18 protein-coding genes are annotated in these 17883 nt (G+C 62.0%); 9 read left to right on the plus strand and 9 right to left on the minus strand.

All coding sequences use genetic code 11. The features are described from left to right. A complete protein-coding gene (locus tag ABEA02_RS00670) occupies positions 1–774 on the plus strand; it encodes a GDSL-type esterase/lipase family protein (protein WP_345530887.1) in 774 nt (257 codons plus the stop codon). A gap of 100 nt (positions 775–874) precedes the next feature. Beyond that, entirely contained in the window at positions 875–2218 is a 1344-nt protein-coding gene (gene argG, locus ABEA02_RS00675) for an argininosuccinate synthase (protein ID WP_345530888.1), read from the plus strand. Positions 2219–2303: 85 nt separating this feature from the next. On the opposite strand, the gene fni is transcribed toward argG, so the two are convergent. The 7 genes from fni to ABEA02_RS00710 form a co-directional block, all read right to left on the minus strand. After that, positions 2304–3518 carry a type 2 isopentenyl-diphosphate Delta-isomerase gene (gene fni / locus ABEA02_RS00680; protein WP_345530889.1) on the minus strand — a complete coding sequence of 405 codons (1215 nt, stop codon included), beginning with the start codon at positions 3516–3518 and terminating at the stop codon, positions 2304–2306. A gap of 20 nt (positions 3519–3538) precedes the next feature. Continuing rightward, positions 3539–4189 (minus strand): transmembrane-type terpene cyclase, encoded by a 651-nt coding sequence (locus tag ABEA02_RS00685; protein WP_345530890.1) that lies wholly within the window; start codon positions 4187–4189, stop codon positions 3539–3541. A gap of 12 nt (positions 4190–4201) precedes the next feature. Then, positions 4202–5107 carry a UbiA prenyltransferase family protein gene (locus ABEA02_RS00690; RefSeq protein WP_345530891.1) on the minus strand — a complete coding sequence of 302 codons (906 nt, stop codon included), beginning with the start codon at positions 5105–5107 and terminating at the stop codon, positions 4202–4204. Positions 5108–5229: 122 nt separating this feature from the next. Beyond that, positions 5230–5511: a hypothetical protein gene (locus ABEA02_RS00695; protein WP_345530892.1), complete on the minus strand. Its 282-nt coding sequence runs from the start codon at positions 5509–5511 to the stop codon at positions 5230–5232. A gap of 54 nt (positions 5512–5565) precedes the next feature. After that, a complete protein-coding gene (locus ABEA02_RS00700; RefSeq protein ID WP_345530893.1) occupies positions 5566–5709 on the minus strand; it encodes a hypothetical protein in 144 nt (47 codons plus the stop codon). A gap of 14 nt (positions 5710–5723) precedes the next feature. Next, positions 5724–6362, minus strand: coding sequence for a hypothetical protein (locus ABEA02_RS00705; protein ID WP_345530894.1), 639 nt, complete (start codon positions 6360–6362; stop codon positions 5724–5726). Between the two features lie 84 nt (positions 6363–6446). Further along, positions 6447–6902, minus strand: coding sequence for a winged helix-turn-helix transcriptional regulator (locus ABEA02_RS00710; protein WP_345530895.1), 456 nt, complete (start codon positions 6900–6902; stop codon positions 6447–6449). 135 nt (positions 6903–7037) lie between these two features. Between ABEA02_RS00710 and ABEA02_RS00715 the strand changes: the two genes are divergently transcribed. Then, on the plus strand, positions 7038–7877 hold the full coding sequence (locus tag ABEA02_RS00715) for an SDR family oxidoreductase (protein ID WP_345530896.1): 840 nt from the start codon (positions 7038–7040) through the stop codon (positions 7875–7877). A gap of 139 nt (positions 7878–8016) precedes the next feature. Here the strand turns inward: ABEA02_RS00715 and ABEA02_RS00720 are convergent, their stop codons facing one another. Then, positions 8017–9264 (minus strand): pectate lyase, encoded by a 1248-nt coding sequence (locus ABEA02_RS00720; protein ID WP_345530897.1) that lies wholly within the window; start codon positions 9262–9264, stop codon positions 8017–8019. A 331-nt stretch (positions 9265–9595) separates the two neighbouring features. On the opposite strand from ABEA02_RS00720, the gene ABEA02_RS00725 reads away from it, so the two are divergent. The 6 genes from ABEA02_RS00725 to ABEA02_RS00750 all read left to right on the plus strand — a co-directional run bounded on the left by ABEA02_RS00725 (position 9596) and on the right by ABEA02_RS00750 (position 15044). Then, positions 9596–10114: a rhodanese-like domain-containing protein gene (locus tag ABEA02_RS00725; RefSeq protein WP_345530898.1), complete on the plus strand. Its 519-nt coding sequence runs from the start codon at positions 9596–9598 to the stop codon at positions 10112–10114. A 65-nt stretch (positions 10115–10179) separates the two neighbouring features. Beyond that, positions 10180–11163, plus strand: a complete 984-nt coding sequence (gene epsC, locus ABEA02_RS00730) for a serine O-acetyltransferase EpsC (protein WP_345530899.1) — start codon at positions 10180–10182, stop codon at positions 11161–11163. After that, positions 11160–11441, plus strand: a complete 282-nt coding sequence (locus ABEA02_RS00735) for a helix-turn-helix domain-containing protein (RefSeq protein ID WP_345530900.1) — start codon at positions 11160–11162, stop codon at positions 11439–11441. Before epsC ends, ABEA02_RS00735 begins: the two co-directional genes overlap by 4 nt. 268 nt (positions 11442–11709) lie before the next feature. Beyond that, positions 11710–12642, plus strand: a complete 933-nt coding sequence (locus ABEA02_RS00740) for a family 2A encapsulin nanocompartment shell protein (protein WP_345530901.1) — start codon at positions 11710–11712, stop codon at positions 12640–12642. After that, positions 12617–14590, plus strand: coding sequence for a family 2A encapsulin nanocompartment cargo protein cysteine desulfurase (locus tag ABEA02_RS00745; protein ID WP_345530902.1), 1974 nt, complete (start codon positions 12617–12619; stop codon positions 14588–14590). The genes ABEA02_RS00740 and ABEA02_RS00745 overlap by 26 nt, the downstream gene beginning before the upstream one ends. 226 nt (positions 14591–14816) lie before the next feature. Next, complete coding sequence (locus ABEA02_RS00750; protein WP_345530903.1) at positions 14817–15044, plus strand: aminotransferase class V-fold PLP-dependent enzyme; 228 nt, start codon at positions 14817–14819, stop codon at positions 15042–15044. A 125-nt stretch (positions 15045–15169) separates the two neighbouring features. On the opposite strand, the gene ABEA02_RS00755 is transcribed toward ABEA02_RS00750, so the two are convergent. After that, a complete protein-coding gene (locus tag ABEA02_RS00755; RefSeq protein WP_345530904.1) occupies positions 15170–17869 on the minus strand; it encodes an ATP-dependent DNA helicase in 2700 nt (899 codons plus the stop codon). Between the last annotated feature and the right edge of the window lie 14 nt (positions 17870–17883).

Here is a 17883-nt window from a genome sequence, read left to right on the forward strand (position 1 = left end):
ATGCGCCGCCTGCTAGCTGTCTGTCTTGTACTGAGTTTGTGCCTGACCGGTTGTGTCAGTGCGCCACCGCCCGCCAGCAGTGAGGCGGCGCCAATCCCGGTGCGTCGTTTGCAAGCGGCTGAAAAGCGCGACGGCGGGGTGTTCCTGCGCAAGCACGCAGCTTTCCTGCAGCGTGCGCAAGAGGGGCCGGTGGATCTGCTATTCCTCGGTGACTCGATCACCGAAGGCTGGGGCAAGGCGCCTGCCGTGTGGCAGCAGCATTACGGCAGCCTGCGCGCCGCCAATTTCGGCATCGGCGGCGACCGCGTCGAGCACGTGCTGTGGCGGCTCGACAACGGCGAGCTGGACCGCATCCGGCCGCGCGTGATCGTGCTCATGATCGGCACCAACAACAGCGCCAGCCAGCGAGGCGAAGACATTGCAGCGGGTGTGCGCGACATCGTCGCCACGCTGCACGCCAAGTCGCCGGTCTCGCGCGTGCTGCTGCTGGGCATCTTTCCACGCGGTCCGCGCAAGAATGCGGACGGCAGCCCGGACGACGCAGTGCGACGCATGGAAGCCATCCGCACAGCAAACGCCAGTCTTGCGAAGCTGGACGACGGCCAGCGCGTGCGTTATCTCGACATTGGCGAGCGCTTCCTGGTCGATGGCCGCATTCCGTCCGACGTCATGCCCGACCAGTTGCATCCGGCGGTGAAAGGCTACGAAATCTGGGCCGCGGCCATGCAGCCCCTGCTGACGCAGATGCTGGCCGCGCCAGTCGGCCCCGACTGAGGTCCGCCGCCAAGGCTCGGCTTGCCCGGGGCAACGCGGTACAATCGCGGTCTTGCTGCGTTTTGCCCAGCTATCTTTCATTTTTCGCAGAGAAATCCCCGTGGCTGCAACCATTCTCCAGAAGATCCCCGCCGGCGAACGCGTCGGCATCGCCTTTTCCGGCGGTCTCGACACCTCGGCCGCCGTGCACTGGATGCGCGGCAAGGGCGCCGTGCCCTGTGCCTACACCGCCAACCTCGGCCAGCCCGACGAATCCGACTACGACGAAATCCCGCGCAAGGCCAAGGCCTATGGCGCCGAGATTGCCCGCCTGATCGACTGCCGCCCGCAGCTCGTGGCCGAAGGCATTGCCGCCATCCAGTCCGGTGCCTTCCATATCAAGAGTGGTGGCGCGACGTATTTCAATACGACACCGCTCGGCCGTGCCGTGACCGGCACCGCCCTGGTCGTCGCGATGAAGGAAGATGGCGTCAACATCTGGGGCGACGGTTCGACCTACAAGGGCAACGACATCGAACGCTTCTACCGCTACGGCCTGCTCGCCAATCCCGCACTGAAGATCTACAAGCCCTGGCTCGACCAGAGCTTCATCGACGAACTCGGCGGCCGCAAGGAGATGAGCGAATACCTCATCGCCAATGGCTTCGACTACAAGATGAGTGTCGAGAAGGCCTATTCGACCGACTCCAACATGCTCGGTGCCACGCACGAAGCGAAGGATCTCGAATTCCTCAACGCCGGCATGCACATCGTCAAGCCCATCATGGGCGTCGCCTTCTGGCGTGAAGACGTGGTCGTCAAGCCCGAGACCGTTACCGTGCGGTTTGAGGAAGGCGTGCCCGTTGCCATCAACGGCCGCAGCTTCGCGAACGCAGTGGATCTCTTCGCTGAAGCTAATGCCATCGGCGGCCGTCACGGCCTCGGCATGTGCGACCAGATCGAAAACCGCATCATCGAAGCCAAGAGCCGCGGCATCTACGAAGCCCCGGGCATGGCCCTGCTGCACATCGTCTACGAGCGCCTCGTTACCGGCATCCACAACGAAGACACGGTCGAGCAATACCGCATCAACGGCCTGCGCCTCGGTCGCCTGCTGTATCAAGGCCGCTGGTTCGACCCGCAATGCCTGATGCTGCGCGAAACCGCCCAGCGCTGGGTCGCCCGCGCCATCACCGGCGAAGTCACGCTGGAACTGCGTCGCGGCAACGACTACAGCATCCTCAACACCGAGAGCCCGAACCTCACCTACGCGCCCGAGCGTTTGTCGATGGAGAAGGTCGAGGACGCCGCCTTCACGCCAGCCGACCGCATCGGCCAGCTCACCATGCGCAACCTCGATATCAGCGACACGCGCCAGAAGCTGGGCATTTATGTGGCCAGCGGCCTGCTGGGCTCGCAATCCGAAGGCAGCATTCCGTTGCTGACGGGGGGCGACGAGAAGTAACGGGTCGGTTGTTCAGTGCATGAAAAAGCCCGCTGCGAAGCGGGCTTTTTTCTGGCGACTACGCTCTCAATTTCTAATGGGGCTGTCATTCCCGCGAACGCGGGAATCCACGGGCTTGCCGCAGGCGAGTGCCTTGCGTCATACCAGCGAGAGAACCGCTTTTGCTAAAGCAAAAGCCCTCTGGATTCCCGCGTTCGCGGGAATGACGGCGCCACGTAAAGTAGGTGTTTGCCATCATCGCAGCGTGCCGCAGCCGCAACGACGCTGGATCGATGCAGCCGCTACAGAACAGCGCAATGCGCAACTCGTGCTCCTGCTGCGCCATCCAACGGTCCAGCACCTCTTCTCCGGCCAGCGCTGCTTCCAGTGCTGGGCGTGCATAGCCCACGCGTTCGGCGCCGAGGGCGATCAGCTTGGCGGCGTCCAGCCCCGAGCGCACACCGCCCGATGCCCAGCATTCGACGCGGGGCAGGGTGCTGCGTGCATGGATGACGGATTGTGCTGTCGAGACGCCCCAGTTGCGGAAGGTCTCTGCAGCCTGCGCCTGCATGCCGGCACCCGGTGTGTTCGCTGCGCGTGCGCCTTCGATGCGGCCCCAGTGCGTACCGCCGAGTCCGCTCACGTCCACAGCGGCGAGGCCAATACCTTCCAGCGAGCGCAGGGTGCGCGCCGAGAAGCCGCAGCCAGTCTCCTTGAGCACGACTGGCACGCCCAGCTCTGCGCACAGCGCCTGCAGTGCCGCGCGTCCGCCTCGGAACTGCGGCGTGCCTTCGGGCTGCATGCATTCTTGCAGCGGGTTGAGATGCACGGCCAGTGCTTGCGCGCGGATCGATGTCACCAGATCCTGCAGGTAATGGATGGGTGTTCCGATGATCTGGCTCAGGCCGATATTGCCGAACAGCACCAGCGCGGGCGCTTCGGCGCGCAGCTGCGCCCACTGGTCGAGCTCGGCATCGGCGCGCGTTGCAGACAGCTGACGGCGTTGTGAGCCGACGCCCATGGCCCAGCCACGTCGTTCGCAGGCGCGTGCCAGCAGGCGGTTGATCTTCGCTGCGTCGGGGTGACCGGCGGTCATGCCGGCCACATAGAACGGCGTGGGCGCGGGCTGGCCCAGCAGGCGCGAAGCCAGCGTCACTTCGTCGAGGTCGATATCGGGCAGTGCCTCGTGTTCGAGTTCGAAGTCATCGAGTCCGCTCAAGCCTGTTGCCTGACAGGCGTCGTCCAACGCGCGCAGGATGTGCTCGCGCTTGCGTGCCACAAAAGCTTCGTATCGCGACATCGTCACGGACGCTGCTGCCACGGATGCCTCCATTGTTGAACTCACCAGACTTGCCATGGCTGTTTGCCCTCCGCTTTGAACGTCCGATACAGCAGCACGATGTAAATCGCACCGAACACGATGAAACCGACATAAAGATAGTTAAGCAGCAGCGAGTCTGGCGAGATGCGTATCTCGAACGGCACCAGAGCGATGCTCGCCAGCCAGGTCAGCACGGCGACGTACATCGACTGCCCACGCGTGTTGCCGCGTCTCAGCAGCATGGCGATCAGCGCGCAGGGGATGAGGAAGTTGTCGCCCCAACCGGTGTAGCTGCCGGTCCAGTCGTTGAAGTGATACGTCACCGCGAGCACACCCGCGAAGCTCATGGCGAGTACCAGCAGGAAGGCCGGGATGAACAGCGCACGTGGCAGCAGAGCGGGCATCTCCTCGCGGCCGTATTTGAAGTACGTCCACACGATACCCAGGTCGAGAACAAAGTAGGCCATACATACGTAGTTGGCCGGTGGCAGGTCCGGGTGCATGAAGCCGAAGATGAATTCCCAGGACAGGTTTATGCACAGGGGTACGAGGGGCATGCCGCAAGCGCGATCCTTAATGCCGCGGCGGATGATTACGACATAGCTGATAAGCCAGCCCAGCATGCAGGTGAGAAGCAGGAGTTGGTAGAACGGGTGCGTATAGGCATCCATGATTTTTGACTTTCAGAGAATGGCGTTGGCGACAATCAGGTAGAGCGGCCACAGCAGCCATTCGGCATCCGCTGTTACGTTGCACAGCAGCTCGGCATTGATCTGCGCATGTCGCGCTGCGTTCAGATAGAGCTGCGTGTAGACAACCGTGGCGCTCAGGAAGAGGGCCGACGCGGGCAGTGCGCCGATGCAGACGGCCATGGCCAGAAGGAGCGGCGTCGTGAGGTTTAGCCCTGCGAGAATGCGCAACGCCCTGTCGCGCCCCAGCGTTACAAAGGGCGTCACCACGCCAGCTGCGCGATCACGTTCGATGTCCTTGAAGTCGCAGAACACGGTGTTAATGAACAGGCGCTGCGCAAACAGCACGAAGACCAGCAGAGCGCCGCCGACTGCGCAAGCGGGATCGACATAGACCAGCGAGAAAACGCCCAGCAGCCCCCAGAAAAACGCGGTGTAGAAAGACTTCGCATAGGGGATGCTCTTCACGCAGTCGAAGGGGATGAGGCCCAGCGACATGCGACGCAATACCGGCATGCCGTACAGCACTACCGAAGCGGGGAAGATAAGCAGCGACAGGGACATCCAGACTCCGGCGTGCAGGGCCGTGACCAGCATCGCGCCCAGGAAGGCTGCAACCCCCTGTAAGACCACGCGACCTTTGCGCGCCTGCAGGTAGCGTGAGCGGGACGAGGCTGTGCTGGTGTCGAAATTCTTGAGTTCACCGAGCGAATCGATCTGGTAGCTGGCGTAAACCAGCAGCCACACAGCGACCAGCAGCGACCACACGGGCCGATTCACTGCCAGTAGGCTGACCGTCAGTGCGCCGCCCACGCCAAGCTCCGTGGGAACCAATACCCCACTACTTGCCAGCCAGTGCCGGAAGCTGATTGCTGGGCCACGCTCTGCTATCGACAACATGTTCGTTCCTTCCAGAGGGAGTCTGTCTGGAACGCATCGTCGTTTCTGCGCGTATCAATTCCGTTTCGCAGGAGGCGGGATTGTGTTTCATCTGTTTCATTTGCCCGGACGGGCAGGGAGATTCAGTCGAGTGCTGCCTCGAAGTCCTTGAGCACCTGCTCGCATTGCGCTTTGTCGCTGCCCTCGGCAATCTCGACTGACCACCCTGCTGTCACTGCAGCGCGCACGCTGAAGTAGGGGGCACCTTCGGAATCCTTTGTTTCCACCAGCTCCGCCGAGGCGATGTCCTGTCGTTGCAGCGTCTGGCTGCCCCGCCGGAACAACCAGCGCCGTTCGATGTGGAAGCTGCCGGCATGGTCGCCCTCCGCCTTGACGCAGGGAACGGCAAGGAAATGGCTGGCCATGCCGAGACCGGCTGCCCAGAAAATGCTGAGCACCGTGGGCACGAACCATGGCGGTTAGTACTCGGCAATGTCCGCGCTGTAGATGGGGACGTGCGAGACACCGTCGCGAAAGAAAATCCAGGTGAAGGCGGCGCAACCGAGCAGGAAGAACAGGCTGAACCCCCAGCCGAAGCGGGCGAAGTTGTTCCTGCGTTGCATGGTGATCTCTTGCCTCAGACGGGTTGCAGGTAGGACTTCTTGGGCAGATCGACAAGGTTGGACCACATGTCATCGGTGGGCAGGCGATTGGCGATGAGGAGTCCGCTATAGCGCCAGTTGCTCATCCGGGCGCGCCAGCGTGCCGGATAGTCACGGGCGGGGCAGGCGATGTCGGCCCAGACGTCGCAAATGGCGGCGTCGGGGTCCCACGCATTGAAGTCGGTCGGGAAGTCGCCGTTCCCGTCGCTGGTCTGACCGATGGCCACGAAGATGTGGTCGCGCACCCCTTGCCCCGGCGCGTTGTGGCCGGGGTAGTAGACCATGTCGTAGTTGAAGCGCCCGCTCTCGTTGAGGTACCAGACCGAGGCGCAGGACATTTCGAGGCAGTTGCCAGCGCCAGCGGCAATCGCGAAGGCGCCATACAGCACGACGTTCTTCGGCGTAGCGTCTTGGGGGCGAGCCGGGCAGCGATGGTGGGCGCGGATGCTGTCGACCTTGTTCTTCTTGGCTTGTTGCCTGTCGCGACGATCTTGCTGGCTTTGCGGATCCTGTGCGATCAGATCGGGGCGGGTGCTCTTGTTGTCGGAGCTGTCGAGGGGCATGCGCCCCTTGACGTACTGCAGAGTGGTGAGGGCCTGTACGAGGTTGCTCATGGGGATCGGCTCCGTGCGCTGGTTGTTGTGACCAGCAGAATATCCAAGTCGCTTTGCGGCAGCACTACGCCATGAGGGCAGTAGTTACAGCCGATGCACCGTGACATTCGCCGGTGTCGAAGGCGCCGCAGCCGCATCGAACGCCGCCTGCGCTGCGAGCACGGCCTCGATGTTGTGCTCGGCCCAGTGGGCGAGGCCGGAGATGAATTCGTTAAGCGTTTCGCCGAGTGGCGTCAGCGAATATTCGACGGTGACCGGCACGGTAGCGAAGACCTGTCGTGCGATGAGGCCGTCGCGTTCGAGTTTGCGCAGCGTCTGCGTCAACACCTTCTGCGTGATGCGCTTTATGTCGCGCTTCAGGCTGTTGAAGCGCAGCGGACCTTGCTGCAGGCGGTCGAGGATCAGCACGGCCCATTTGTCGGCCAGGCGGTCGAGCACAAGACGCGTGGGGCAGAGGTCTTCGAACACGCTGTAGAGCATGTCGCCATCGCTCGGCGGGCTGGTGTCCAGTGTGGTGTCATCGGTTTTCTTGCGGGGCATGTCGGGCTCCTTGCCGGTTTCCTCGGGGAAACCTGGTTACGTCGAAGTGCGTTCTTTGCGGCGCATCGCATAGTTTCTAGTATGGCATCAGGTATCAATCAGATACCAGTATCCATTTGAAACTGGGAGCTGCACATGAGTGAAAAGATTCTGGTCCTGGGCGCCAACGGCAACGTCGGTCGCCCCCTCGTCCAAGCACTGCTGGCCAAGGGCGAGCGCGTCAAGGCAGCGAGCCGTTCAGGCACGGCGATCGGTGGCGCTGAAGGCGCTGTGTTCGACTACGACAAGCCCGAGACCTTTGCCACGGCTTTTGACGGCGTCGATCGCGCCTACGTGCTGTTGCCGGGTGGCAACGTGAATTCGCGCGAGTTGCTGACGCCCGTGATCGAGGCGTTGGCGGCGCGCAAGGTGAAGGTGGTGCTGCAGACGGCGCTGGGCGTCGATGCCGATGACAGCATTCCCTACCGTCAGGTCGAACTGGCACTGGAGCGCTCCGGCACGCCCTGCGTGATCCTGAGGCCCAACTGGTTCGCCGACAACTTCCACAACTTCTGGCTCGGCGGCATCCTGCAGGGGAACATCGCCTTGCCGGCCGGCGAGGGCAAGACCAGCTTCATCGACGTACGCGACATTGCCGCGAGTGCGGCTGCGGTGCTGACCACCCACCGTTTCGATGGACAGGCGTTCAATCTCACGGGCGCAACAGCACACAGCTACGCCGAAGCCGCCACACTGATCGGCAGCACTATCGACAAACCCGTGCGCTACACCGCCATCGATGACGAAACCTTCGTGCGCAATATGGTGCAGATCGGCCTCAGCGAAGCCTATGCACGCTTCCTTGCCATGATTTTCTACCCCGTGCGCGAAGGCTGGACCGCTGCCGTCAACGACACGGTGCAGACACTGACCGGCCAGCCGGCGCGTTCGCTGCAGGACTATCTGCGCGATCATGTTCGCGACCTGAAGGGCTGAACGTCGCCGCTCCGATGAGGGCGGCCGGCGCAAAGCAGAACGCCCGGAGATTTCTCTCCGGGCGTTCTGTCATTTGCAGCCTGAGATTTGCAGCCTGAATACGTACGGTGATCAGTACGTCCAGCTCAGTGCGTGCAACTTAGTACGTCCAGCTTTCCTTCACGCGGTTGACCGGTGCAGGATCCACACCGTTGCCCGGAGCGATGCCGGTCTTCTTCGTGCCGTTCAGTTGATCGACGGCGAAGATGTCGGTGTAGCTCACGTTACACGTGCTGGTGCTCCACTCCGGACCGATGTTGCTCGACGAGCCCGAACCCTTCTCGACGCCCTTGAAGGTCGAGCAGACTTCGATTTCGCCGTTCCAGCGCAGCAGATAGAGGTTACGCAGCGTGGCCTTGTCAGGCGTCGAGCCGTTCGAGTACGAGCTGTTCACACCCACGATGGTCTGGTGGTTGTGGACGCGCGAATTCTCGATGATCACGTTGCGCGGACCCTTGTTGCCCGTGCAGTCGCCGCAGGAGCGATAGAACTTGCCGCCCTTGCTCTTCCAGTTGTCTGCCACAAAGCGGGTGATGTGCAGCGTGCCCTGGCCGTTGTGCTGGAAGGTCTTGTCGGTGCCGAGGAAGGCGCCGCCGCAGTCCACACGCATCGTGGTGCCCGATGCGCCGAGTGCTGTGGCAGCGTCCTCACCGATGTCTTCCCACCACACGTTGTAGACCGTGCAGTTGCCCTTGCAGTGCACGCCGTCAGCGGCGAGATCACCGATCACGGCATTGCGCAGGGTCGCGCCTTCTTCCAGCAGGAAGACCGGCGGCTGACCTTCAGACTGGCCAGCGTTCGACAGCTGGAAGCGCTTGCCGCCGCCGTCATAGGTCGTGCCGGCGGGCACGGTGATCGATGCCGTCAGCGGCTCGACGCTGCTGGGTGCCACGTAGGCCGGGCAACCCTGCCATGCCGGCACCGTCACATTGGCGCTCAGGCTCGATCCGGCGGAGCTCGAGGACTTCGAGCTGCTGCTGGACGAGGAGGGCGTGCTGCTCGACTTCGAGCTGCTTGAGCTCGACGCAACGCTGCTGGACGCAACGCTGCTCGAGGCCACCGACGAGGCGCTCGACGATGCGGTGCCCGACGGTGCCGAGCACTCGTTGGTGCCGCCGGCGACCTTGGTGCCGGCGCCGAAGGTGGCTTCGGAACAGACGAAGCTGCCCGAGAGAACCTTGTAGGTGAACTTGTCAGCGCGGCCGAAGGCCACGTTCGTGTTGGCTGCTACAGAGCAGGTCTTGCCCTCGGTACAGATGGTGGTGTAACCGGCGGGGCGGTTTGCCGCGCTGGCATCGACCATGACGCCAGCCAATAGCGCCAACAGCGCGAGTTGCTTGCTTCTCATGTTGTCTCCTGGATTTGTAATCGAACCGGACTGCGGGAACGGAGCGGATCGTCCGGTGTTTTGCTGTGTGACATATTCCCGGTGACGGGATATTAGGAACATTAGTGTGACCGGGCAACAGGGAATTTGTGCTGCATTGCGGCGAGTCAGACCCCGCGCGGGCCGCGCCACGGCACATCGGCGCGCGGACGCTGACTGCACGCCGACCTGCCCCTCGTTTGTCAGATAAGCATTGCAGCATTTGCATTGCAGTATTTCTTCGTTCCGCACCCCATGGGGCCGCTCATAAGCTGTGCGTCAGCCTTCACCGAGACGTCACAGGAGACCCCGAATGTCCAACGCCGCGCTTCAATCCGTCCCCCTGTCTCGGGGCGCGCCGCTTGCCGATGCCGCGCCCTTGAGCGCTGGCGCCATTGCCATCCTCGACCGCGCTCGCCAGCAGGCTGCCGAAGCCGCGCTCGGCTATGCCGGCGGCATTTCCCCGCAAGATGCCTGGACCCTTTTCAGCAACGGGCATGCCGTGCTGCTCGACGTGCGTACTGCCGAAGAACGCAAGTTCGTCGGCTACGTCCCTGACAGCCTGCACGTCGCCTGGGCTACCGGCACCTCCATGACCCGCAACCCGCGCTTCGTGCGCGAGGTCGAGGCCAAGCTCGGCAAGGACCGCGTCGTGCTGCTGCTGTGCCGAAGCGGCAAGCGCTCGGTCGATGCTGCCGAGGCGCTGACCAAGGCGGGCTACACGCAAGCCTTCAACGTGCTCGAAGGCTTCGAGGGTGACCTCGACGCGCAACAGCGTCGCGGTGCGCTCGGTGGCTGGCGTCACCACGGTTTGCCCTGGTTGCAGGACTGAGCCGGTGCAAGCTGGCAGGGCAGGGCGTGAGCCTGCCCGGAGTTGTATCAATCGTGGAGCAGGGAATGAGTGAGAGTGGATCAACCCGCGAGTTGCTGACTGCAGTACCCAACTGGGAGCTGGACCAGGTCGTCACCCAACTGCGCGCCGTACGCGAACAATGGCGCGACGGACAACAACGCAACAAGGAATCCGGCGGCCGCGAGCTCCCCTCGCGCGAAGCACTGGAGAGCATTACCACCAGCCTCTGCGCCGCGCTGTTCCCCATGCGCCTCGGGCCTGCAGACCTGCGACAGGAGAGCGAAGACTTCTACGTCGGCTACACGCTGGACGCCGCCTTCAACGCCCTGCTCGCGCAGGTGCGCCTCGAATTGCGCTACGCCGCGCGCCACGCCTCCGCCAGCGCGATTGAAATTGAACTTGCCGCCATTAGCATCGTGCGTGGCTTCGCCGCCACGCTGCCCGACGTGCGCGCACTGCTCGACACCGACGTGCAGGCTGCCTTCAACGGCGACCCCGCAGCGCGCAGCGTCGATGAAGTGCTGCTGTGCTACCCCGGCATCGTTGCCATCATCCACCACCGCCTCGCGCACCAGCTCTACCGCCTCGGCGTGCCGCTGCTGGCCCGTATCGTGGCCGAGATCGCCCACTCCGCCACCGGCATCGACATCCACCCGGGTGCGCAGATCGGCGCCGGCTTCTTCATCGATCACGGTACCGGCGTCGTGATCGGCGAGACCGCTGTCATCGGTGAACGCGTGCGCATCTACCAGGCCGTCACGCTGGGTGCCAAACGCTTCGAGAAGGGCGAAGACGGCAAGCTGCAGAAAGGCCAGCCGCGCCACCCGCAAGTCGAAGACGACGTGGTCATCTACGCCGGCGCCACCATCCTCGGCCGCATCACCATCGGCAAGGGCTCCAGCATCGGCGGCAACGTCTGGCTCACCCACAGCGTGCCGCCCGGCAGCCAGGTCACGCAAGCCAGCCTGCAAAGCCAGCCCAGGCCTGCCTCCGAGGCCGTTGCCTCCAGCAAAGGCGGTGTGCAATGAGCGCCGAGGTCTCCGTACGCTTCGGCTCCGTGGTGCGCAACCTGCGCGAGTCCTGCAGCCTGTCGCAAGAGCAGCTCGCCGAGCGCGCTGACCTTAACCGCTCCTACGTCGGCGAAATCGAGCGCGGCGCTGCCATGCCTTCGCTGGCCACGCTGATCAAGTTGTCGATTGCGCTGGATGTGACAGCGAGCTCCTTGCTGGCGCGATACGAGCGGAGTGGCGGGCACCTCAGCACCGACACCGTCACTCCCGCGCAGGCGGGAATCCAGCGACTTTGATGCTTGGGGTGGGTGCCATCATTTTCCCTCTCCGGCCCCCGTCCACTCCGCGCCGCGCCCCATGGTTGTCATTGCACTGCCAACCGGCTGCGCAAGCGAGTTGCATGCAATGCGGAACCCTTGCTTCGCCCCGCAAGCGGGAGAGGGGGGCCAAAGCAGGCCCACGCAGTTGATGGCTATAGCATGTTGAGTGCAGTGCACCACTCCACGAGACTCGCTTAGCTGATTTTCCGCTAACCAATTGCAATCTTTTCATCAGGAGTCGAACGTGGCAGACACTGCACCCACACAACTGGCCCTGGGCGATAACGCCGCCCGCCAGCTAGCCAACGCAACCAAGACCGTCCCCCAGCTTTCCATCATCACCCCCCGCTGGCTGACGCATCTTCTGCAATGGCAACCGGTCGAGGCCGGCATCTACCGCCTCAACAAGGTGAAGAACCCGCAGGACGTGCAGGTCGCCTGCACCCAGCGCGAGGGCTCCAATGAGCTGCCCAACACCTTCGTCGACTACGAAGAACAACCGCGCGAATACTTCCTCAACGCCGTCAGCACCGTGCTCGACGTGCAGACGCGCGTCTCCGACCTCTACAGCAGCCCGCACGACCAGATCAAGGAACAGCTGCGCCTGACCATCGAGACCATCAAGGAGCGCCAGGAGTCCGAGCTCATCAACAACCCGGACTACGGCCTGCTCGCCAGCGTGCATCCCGACCAGATCATCTACCCGCTCACCGGCGCCCCCACGCCTGACGACCTCGACGAGCTGCTCACCAAGGTCTGGAAAGAGCCCGCCTTCTTCCTCACCCACCCGCTCGCCATCGCTGCCTTCGGTCGCGAGTGCACGCGCCGTGGTGTGCCGCCTCCCACCGTCTCGCTGTTCGGCTCGCAGTTCCTCACCTGGCGCGGCATCCCGCTGATCCCGTCGGACAAGGTGCCGGTTGCCGATGGCAAGACCAAGATCCTGCTGATCCGCGTGGGCGAAAAGCGTCAGGGCGTCATCGGCCTGTTCCAGCCCGGTCTCGCTGGCGAACAGAGCCCCGGCCTGTCGGTGCGCTTCATGGGCATCAACCGCAACGCCATCGCGTCCTACCTGATTTCGCTGTACTGCTCGCTCGCCGTCCTCACCGACGACGCCCTCGCTGTGCTTGAAGATGTGGAGATCGGCAAGTTCCATGACTACCCAGACACCTACAAGTAATCCTGCGGAAGCAGGCGGCTTGGGTGGTGTGGGTTCGGGTGCGAATCCCGGCGTGAGTGGCTTGACGCCACCCATCGCGCAGTTGCCGGATATCGTCGACATCGCCAGGCTGGCCGGCGAGTTCTTCTCGGCCTTGCCCGGCAGCACGTCGACGACGGCGGCACCCGGTGGCGTGGCCAACGGCCTGCCGCTGGGGCTCAGCCACATCGGCGGCCCCTCGCAGCTCGCCACCCCGCCGCAGCCTCCCGAGCCGGTGCTCGCACTCGGCGCCCGTGCCCCGTCGCTCGCGCCTGCCGCAACGACGCAAACCGGCGTGCCCGAGAAATTTGCGGATAGCAGTGGTGCGTCCAGCCGTGGTCAGGCCCAAGGCGTGCCCGAAGCCTACGCGGCCTCGCTGCCCAGCATCGATGCGCCGCAGCCGCCTTTACACGCACCTGCACAGCCGCCCAGCTCGCCGTACTACTTCCTCGGCGAGAAGAGTGCGTATCCAGTCGCTGCGCCCGACGTCGATGTGCCGCGTGAAGACCGCGTCACCGCGCGTTCCTTCGGCCTGCCCGGCGAAGACGAACTGCGCGCACTGCTCGTCGGCACGCCACCCACGGCCGCTGCGGCGCCCGCTGCACCGTCGACTGCGAAGAAAGATCAGTGGTACTACTTCACCGATCTGACTCGTAATGAGACAGGCAAAGCCCCCGCACACCAGCAGGACGCCAACCCGGCTTTCGACGTCAACGCCGTGCGCCGCGACTTCCCCATCCTGCAGGAGCGGCTCAGTGGACAACATGGTGGCAAGCAGCTCGTCTGGTTCGACAACGCCGCCACCACGCACAAGCCGCAGTCCGTCATCGACCGCATCTCGTACTTCTACGCGCACGAGAACTCCAACATCCACCGCGCCGCGCACGAACTCGCCGCGCGCGCCACGGATGCCTACGAGGGCGCACGCAACAAGGTCGCACGCTTCATCGGTGCCGGCTCCGCCGAAGAGATCATCTTCGTGCGCGGCACCACCGAAGCCATCAACCTGATCGCCAAGACCTGGGGCGTGCAGAACGTCGGCGCCGGTGACGAGATCGTCGTCTCCAATCTCGAACACCACGCCAACATCGTGCCCTGGCAGCAACTCGCTGCGCAGGTCGGAGCCAAGCTGCGCGTGATTCCCGTGGATGACAGCGGCCAGATCCTGTTGGATGAGGCGCGCAAGATCATCACCGACAAGGTGAAGATCGTCGCCGTCACGCAAGTCTCCAACGCACTCGGCACCGTCACGCCGATCAAGGAAATTGTCGCCATGGCGCACAGCGTCGGCGCCAAGGCCCTGGTCGACGGCGCGCAGTCCGTGTCGCACATGCGCGTCAACGTCCAGCAACTCGATGCCGACTTCTTCGTCTTCTCCGGCCACAAGATCTTCGGCCCCACCGGCATTGGCGTGGTGTACGGCAAGCGCGACATCCTCGAACACATGCCCCCCTGGCAAGGCGGCGGCAACATGATCGCGGACGTCACCTTCGAGCGCACCATCTACCAGCCGCCCCCCAACCGCTTCGAAGCCGGCACCGGCAACATCGCGGACGCGGTCGGCCTGGGTGCAGCGCTCGATTATGTGGATCGCATCGGCATCGAGAACATCGGCCGCTACGAGCACGACCTGCTCGAATACGCCACGCATGGTCTCAAGACGATTCCCGGCATCCGCCTCATCGGCACCGCAGCCGACAAAGCCAGCGTCGCTTCCTTCGTGCTCAAGGGCTACACCACCGAAGAAGTCGGCAAGGCCCTCAACCGCGAAGGTATCGCCGTGCGCACCGGCCACCACTGCGCGCAACCCATCCTGCGCCGCTTCGGTGTCGAGACCACGGTGCGCCCTTCACTGGCCTTCTACAACACCTGCGAAGAAGTTGATCGCATGATTTCGGTGGTGTACAGGTTGGCGACGGCGAATCGCTGAGCGGTACTGCAAGTCTGAAAGAGGAAACGGCCGCGTAAGCGGCCGTTTTCACAGGAGCATCCATGAGCGATCTCACCCGCAGCATCCTCGGCACGCTCACCCTCATCGTGCTCATCGCCGCCATCCTGCATCCACTGCCTTCACATCGAAACGAGGACGACGAACAGTCAAAGTAGGAAGGGCGGAGGGAAGCGACAAGCCACCATCCCAAGCGTGACGGAAAGCGGTGGGTTGCGTAGCGAATCCAACCAATGGCCACAACACCGAAGAGGTCGGCAAGGCCCTCCACCGCGAAGGCATCGCCGTACGTACCGGCCACCACTGCGCGCAACCCATCCTGCGTCGCTTCGGTGTCGAGACCACGGTGCGTCCGTCACTGGCGTTCTACAACACCTGCGAAGAAGTTGATCGCATGATTTCGGTGGTGTACAGGTTGGCTATGGCTAATCGCTGAGTGTTACCGAAGCAACCCAAAATGAAACGGCCGCGCAAGCGGCCGCTTTCGCAGGAGCATTCATGAGCGACCTCACCTTTATCATCTTTGAGACCCTGGCGCTTACCGGGCGCACCTTACATAACTTATCCGTTGACAGGTGTAAGGTCACGACGGCTAGCTAGGATCGCGACGTCCTTTGAATAAGTGCTTCGGCTGAGGCGCTTTAGAACACTCTGCTGCGTCTCAGGTGTCCAGAATATCCGCAAGCGCTCACGTGCCCGAGTTACGGCTGTGTAAAAGATACTGTGTGTAATGTCGTCTTCATTCGCATCGGTGATGACGATCTTGACGGAGTCGTACTCTAAACCCTGCGCTTTGTGGATCGAAACGGCGTAGGCAACTTGGAATGGCACGGTCGTGTTCAGTGAGTCGTCGTCCTCGTCGCTGGTATCGGCTTCGTAGACGGAGAAGCGCACTGTCGAGCCCTCTATCCATTCGAGCTCATCAATGTCGACGTCGAACTCGCTGAGCGGCCGATCAAGCTCTACATCGAATTGAATCCGACCGCGTTCGTGGTCGATGCCGACGATCCTGCCCTTGAGGTTGTTGTAGATCACAGGTCGGAACCGATCGGTATCATTGAAGAGAACAGGGTCACCGATCTTGTATGTGGAGACGCGCCAAGTAGTCGCCGCGCCGGGATTGCCACTCTGGAGGAAGCGGTTGATGTTATTGATGCCGTAGAGACCGTCGTAGTTTAGGCACAGAATGATCTCGTCCTTTCCTTGGGGTTCGAACAGTGTTTTGTCGAGGACGGTCGAGTACCCGTTGCGCGCCATGATCTCAGTGAGATCGTCTTCGATGGCTCGAACCTTGTTCCAGAAGCTCAAGAGCGAGTCATTCTTTGTTCTGTAGGGCGTTGTCAGCTCGAACACCGAGGTGCTTGGGATGAATGAGCGGATGATCTCAAACCAATTGCCGAACTGGATCGATTCGATCTGGTAAACGTCACCAACGAGCACAAGTAACTTAAAGGATGTTTTCTCCAGCACTGCGAGCAAATCTGCGTTACTAACAGTGCTGCATTCGTCGATAACGAGAAGGTCATACTCCGTAGCTGAGGCTCTCCTGCCAATCTGGCTGCTGATTGTGCGGAAATCAGAGTTCTGCGCGGTCACCTTGCGTTGGAGGTTGTCCTTCGCTGGATTTGTATGCGCAAGGAAGAGCTTCTCCTTGTCGTTGAAGTAGTGCGCGATGTGGTCGACCATCGTTGATTTTCCTGTGCCAGCCGCTCCATAGACCAAGGCGACGCGCGACTGGCTGAATAACTGCTTGAGTGCATTCTTCTTTGCCGGATCGTCGATGCTACGAGGTGTTTCGTTGAGCCAGCGCTCGACGGCTTGAGTGTAGCCTTCGATCTTGGACGATGCGTACCCTTGAAGCTTCTCGACGATTGAGACAGTTTCATTCTCATACCCACGGACAAAGACATGCCCCTTGTCGAGCACGAGCTGACGCTCCGTATGCGTGTAGTAGAGCTTATTGTTGTAGCTGTTGATCAAGCCTTTGACGTCTCCAAACTCCTCGAGGTCAGCCACGGGCGTGTAGAGGTTTCCATGGCGCTCCACGTTGTTCTTCACCCTTCGAACGAGCAGTTCATGGGTCCTGCCGGTCGTATCAAGGCTTTCCACAAGATCCCAGTACCGCGGGTTGTGGCTAGGTAGGGAGGTGCAGAAGGGCATGGTGTCAAATGGAATGCAGCTGTACGGAAGCTTCATGCCAGAAAGAAGCTTACAGCCGTCCCGGTGATACTGCGACTTCAGTATCTGGTTCTGCATTCGCAGCATGAGATATCGAATGACGTTGTGACCAGGAGCGCCAGACCTCACTATGCGACGCGCTTCATCTAGTGCCGGGAAGATTAGCGGTTGCGCGCCGCCAGCCGTAGCTTCTGCTCTTGTCGCCGCGTACTTGTCATCCGGGAGGTCAAGCAGGTCAAGCAGTGTGCCCGAGCCAGTCGTTAGCCCGTACATTAGGTAGCGATACTCCGTGGAGGCAGCCCGTACTTTAGAGGCGAAGCCAAAAAGACGCGCGAAGTTGTCGAACTCGCACGGGCGTATTGAGACATCCCACTCGCGAATGATCGTGATCGGCATCGTCTGTCCAAGCACTTCGATCGAATCTCTTCGGAGTGTCAGCATGGCCGCGTACTTATCGGTCATGTCGATATCGGTGAAGGCGATGATGCGGTCGAATTTGCTAACTTTGTTTACAGCGCGATATAGGGTCGCCTCGTAGTAAATCCGACCCCTGACGAAAAACGGGCGAGTCTTGTGGATGTAGTACCGATCGCGAGGGCTGTTGTCAGGCGAAGATGAGCGGGCTGCATCAATCCTTGCGCTGATCTTCTCGTGGTACTCACGCAGAGACGGATCGAGGTCGACCGGAAAGTCCTCAAGGTTTGCCAACACTACCAATCCACAGGTGTCTTTAAGCAAGCTGCGGATACGATAGAGGTACTCGTAATACTTGAGCATCAAACGCTCGGAGGCATCCCCGTCCCAAGTGTAGTGAGAAGCACTTTGCTGAATTAGTTTGTGAAACTTGCCAAGGAAGTTGAACCTTCCCTTGCTCTTAACGAAGGCTAGCCCCGGTTCTACCGCGGGATAGTTGAATTCGGCGTCGGGTGAGCCCGTATGGAGACGAACTGCTACGCCCTCGACGAGGTTCCGTAGCTGCGAGAGTACGTTTTGCGAAAGCAACGCCCGCTGGTCAGCGAGCGACTCGATATTTCGACAGATTGCCTCATCAGAGTTCTGGATCTGCTGACTAACCGTTGCCATGAGTACTTAGTTCC

It is taken from the genome of Viridibacterium curvum, from assembly GCF_039544165.1.
GTDB classification, from domain to species: domain Bacteria; phylum Pseudomonadota; class Gammaproteobacteria; order Burkholderiales; family Rhodocyclaceae; genus Viridibacterium; species Viridibacterium curvum.

Excerpts from the sequence above, each read along its gene's own strand:
- ABEA02_RS00670 (WP_345530887.1), top strand. The coding sequence starts at position 1 with ATGCGCCGCCTGCTAGCTGTCTGTCTTGTACTGAGTTTGTGCCTGACC.
- ABEA02_RS00685 (WP_345530890.1), bottom strand. The coding sequence starts at position 4,189 with ATGGATGCCTATACGCACCCGTTCTACCAACTCCTGCTTCTCACCTGC.
- ABEA02_RS00690 (WP_345530891.1), bottom strand. The coding sequence starts at position 5,107 with ATGTTGTCGATAGCAGAGCGTGGCCCAGCAATCAGCTTCCGGCACTGG.
- ABEA02_RS00695 (WP_345530892.1), bottom strand. The coding sequence starts at position 5,511 with ATGGCCAGCCATTTCCTTGCCGTTCCCTGCGTCAAGGCGGAGGGCGAC.
- ABEA02_RS00700 (WP_345530893.1), bottom strand. The coding sequence starts at position 5,709 with ATGCAACGCAGGAACAACTTCGCCCGCTTCGGCTGGGGGTTCAGCCTG.
- ABEA02_RS00705 (WP_345530894.1), bottom strand. The coding sequence starts at position 6,362 with ATGAGCAACCTCGTACAGGCCCTCACCACTCTGCAGTACGTCAAGGGG.
- ABEA02_RS00710 (WP_345530895.1), bottom strand. The coding sequence starts at position 6,902 with ATGCCCCGCAAGAAAACCGATGACACCACACTGGACACCAGCCCGCCG.
- ABEA02_RS00715 (WP_345530896.1), top strand. The coding sequence starts at position 7,038 with ATGAGTGAAAAGATTCTGGTCCTGGGCGCCAACGGCAACGTCGGTCGC.
- ABEA02_RS00720 (WP_345530897.1), bottom strand. The coding sequence starts at position 9,264 with ATGAGAAGCAAGCAACTCGCGCTGTTGGCGCTATTGGCTGGCGTCATG.
- ABEA02_RS00725 (WP_345530898.1), top strand. The coding sequence starts at position 9,596 with ATGTCCAACGCCGCGCTTCAATCCGTCCCCCTGTCTCGGGGCGCGCCG.
- epsC (WP_345530899.1), top strand. The coding sequence starts at position 10,180 with ATGAGTGAGAGTGGATCAACCCGCGAGTTGCTGACTGCAGTACCCAAC.
- ABEA02_RS00735 (WP_345530900.1), top strand. The coding sequence starts at position 11,160 with ATGAGCGCCGAGGTCTCCGTACGCTTCGGCTCCGTGGTGCGCAACCTG.
- ABEA02_RS00745 (WP_345530902.1), top strand. The coding sequence starts at position 12,617 with ATGACTACCCAGACACCTACAAGTAATCCTGCGGAAGCAGGCGGCTTG.
- ABEA02_RS00755 (WP_345530904.1), bottom strand. The coding sequence starts at position 17,869 with ATGGCAACGGTTAGTCAGCAGATCCAGAACTCTGATGAGGCAATCTGT.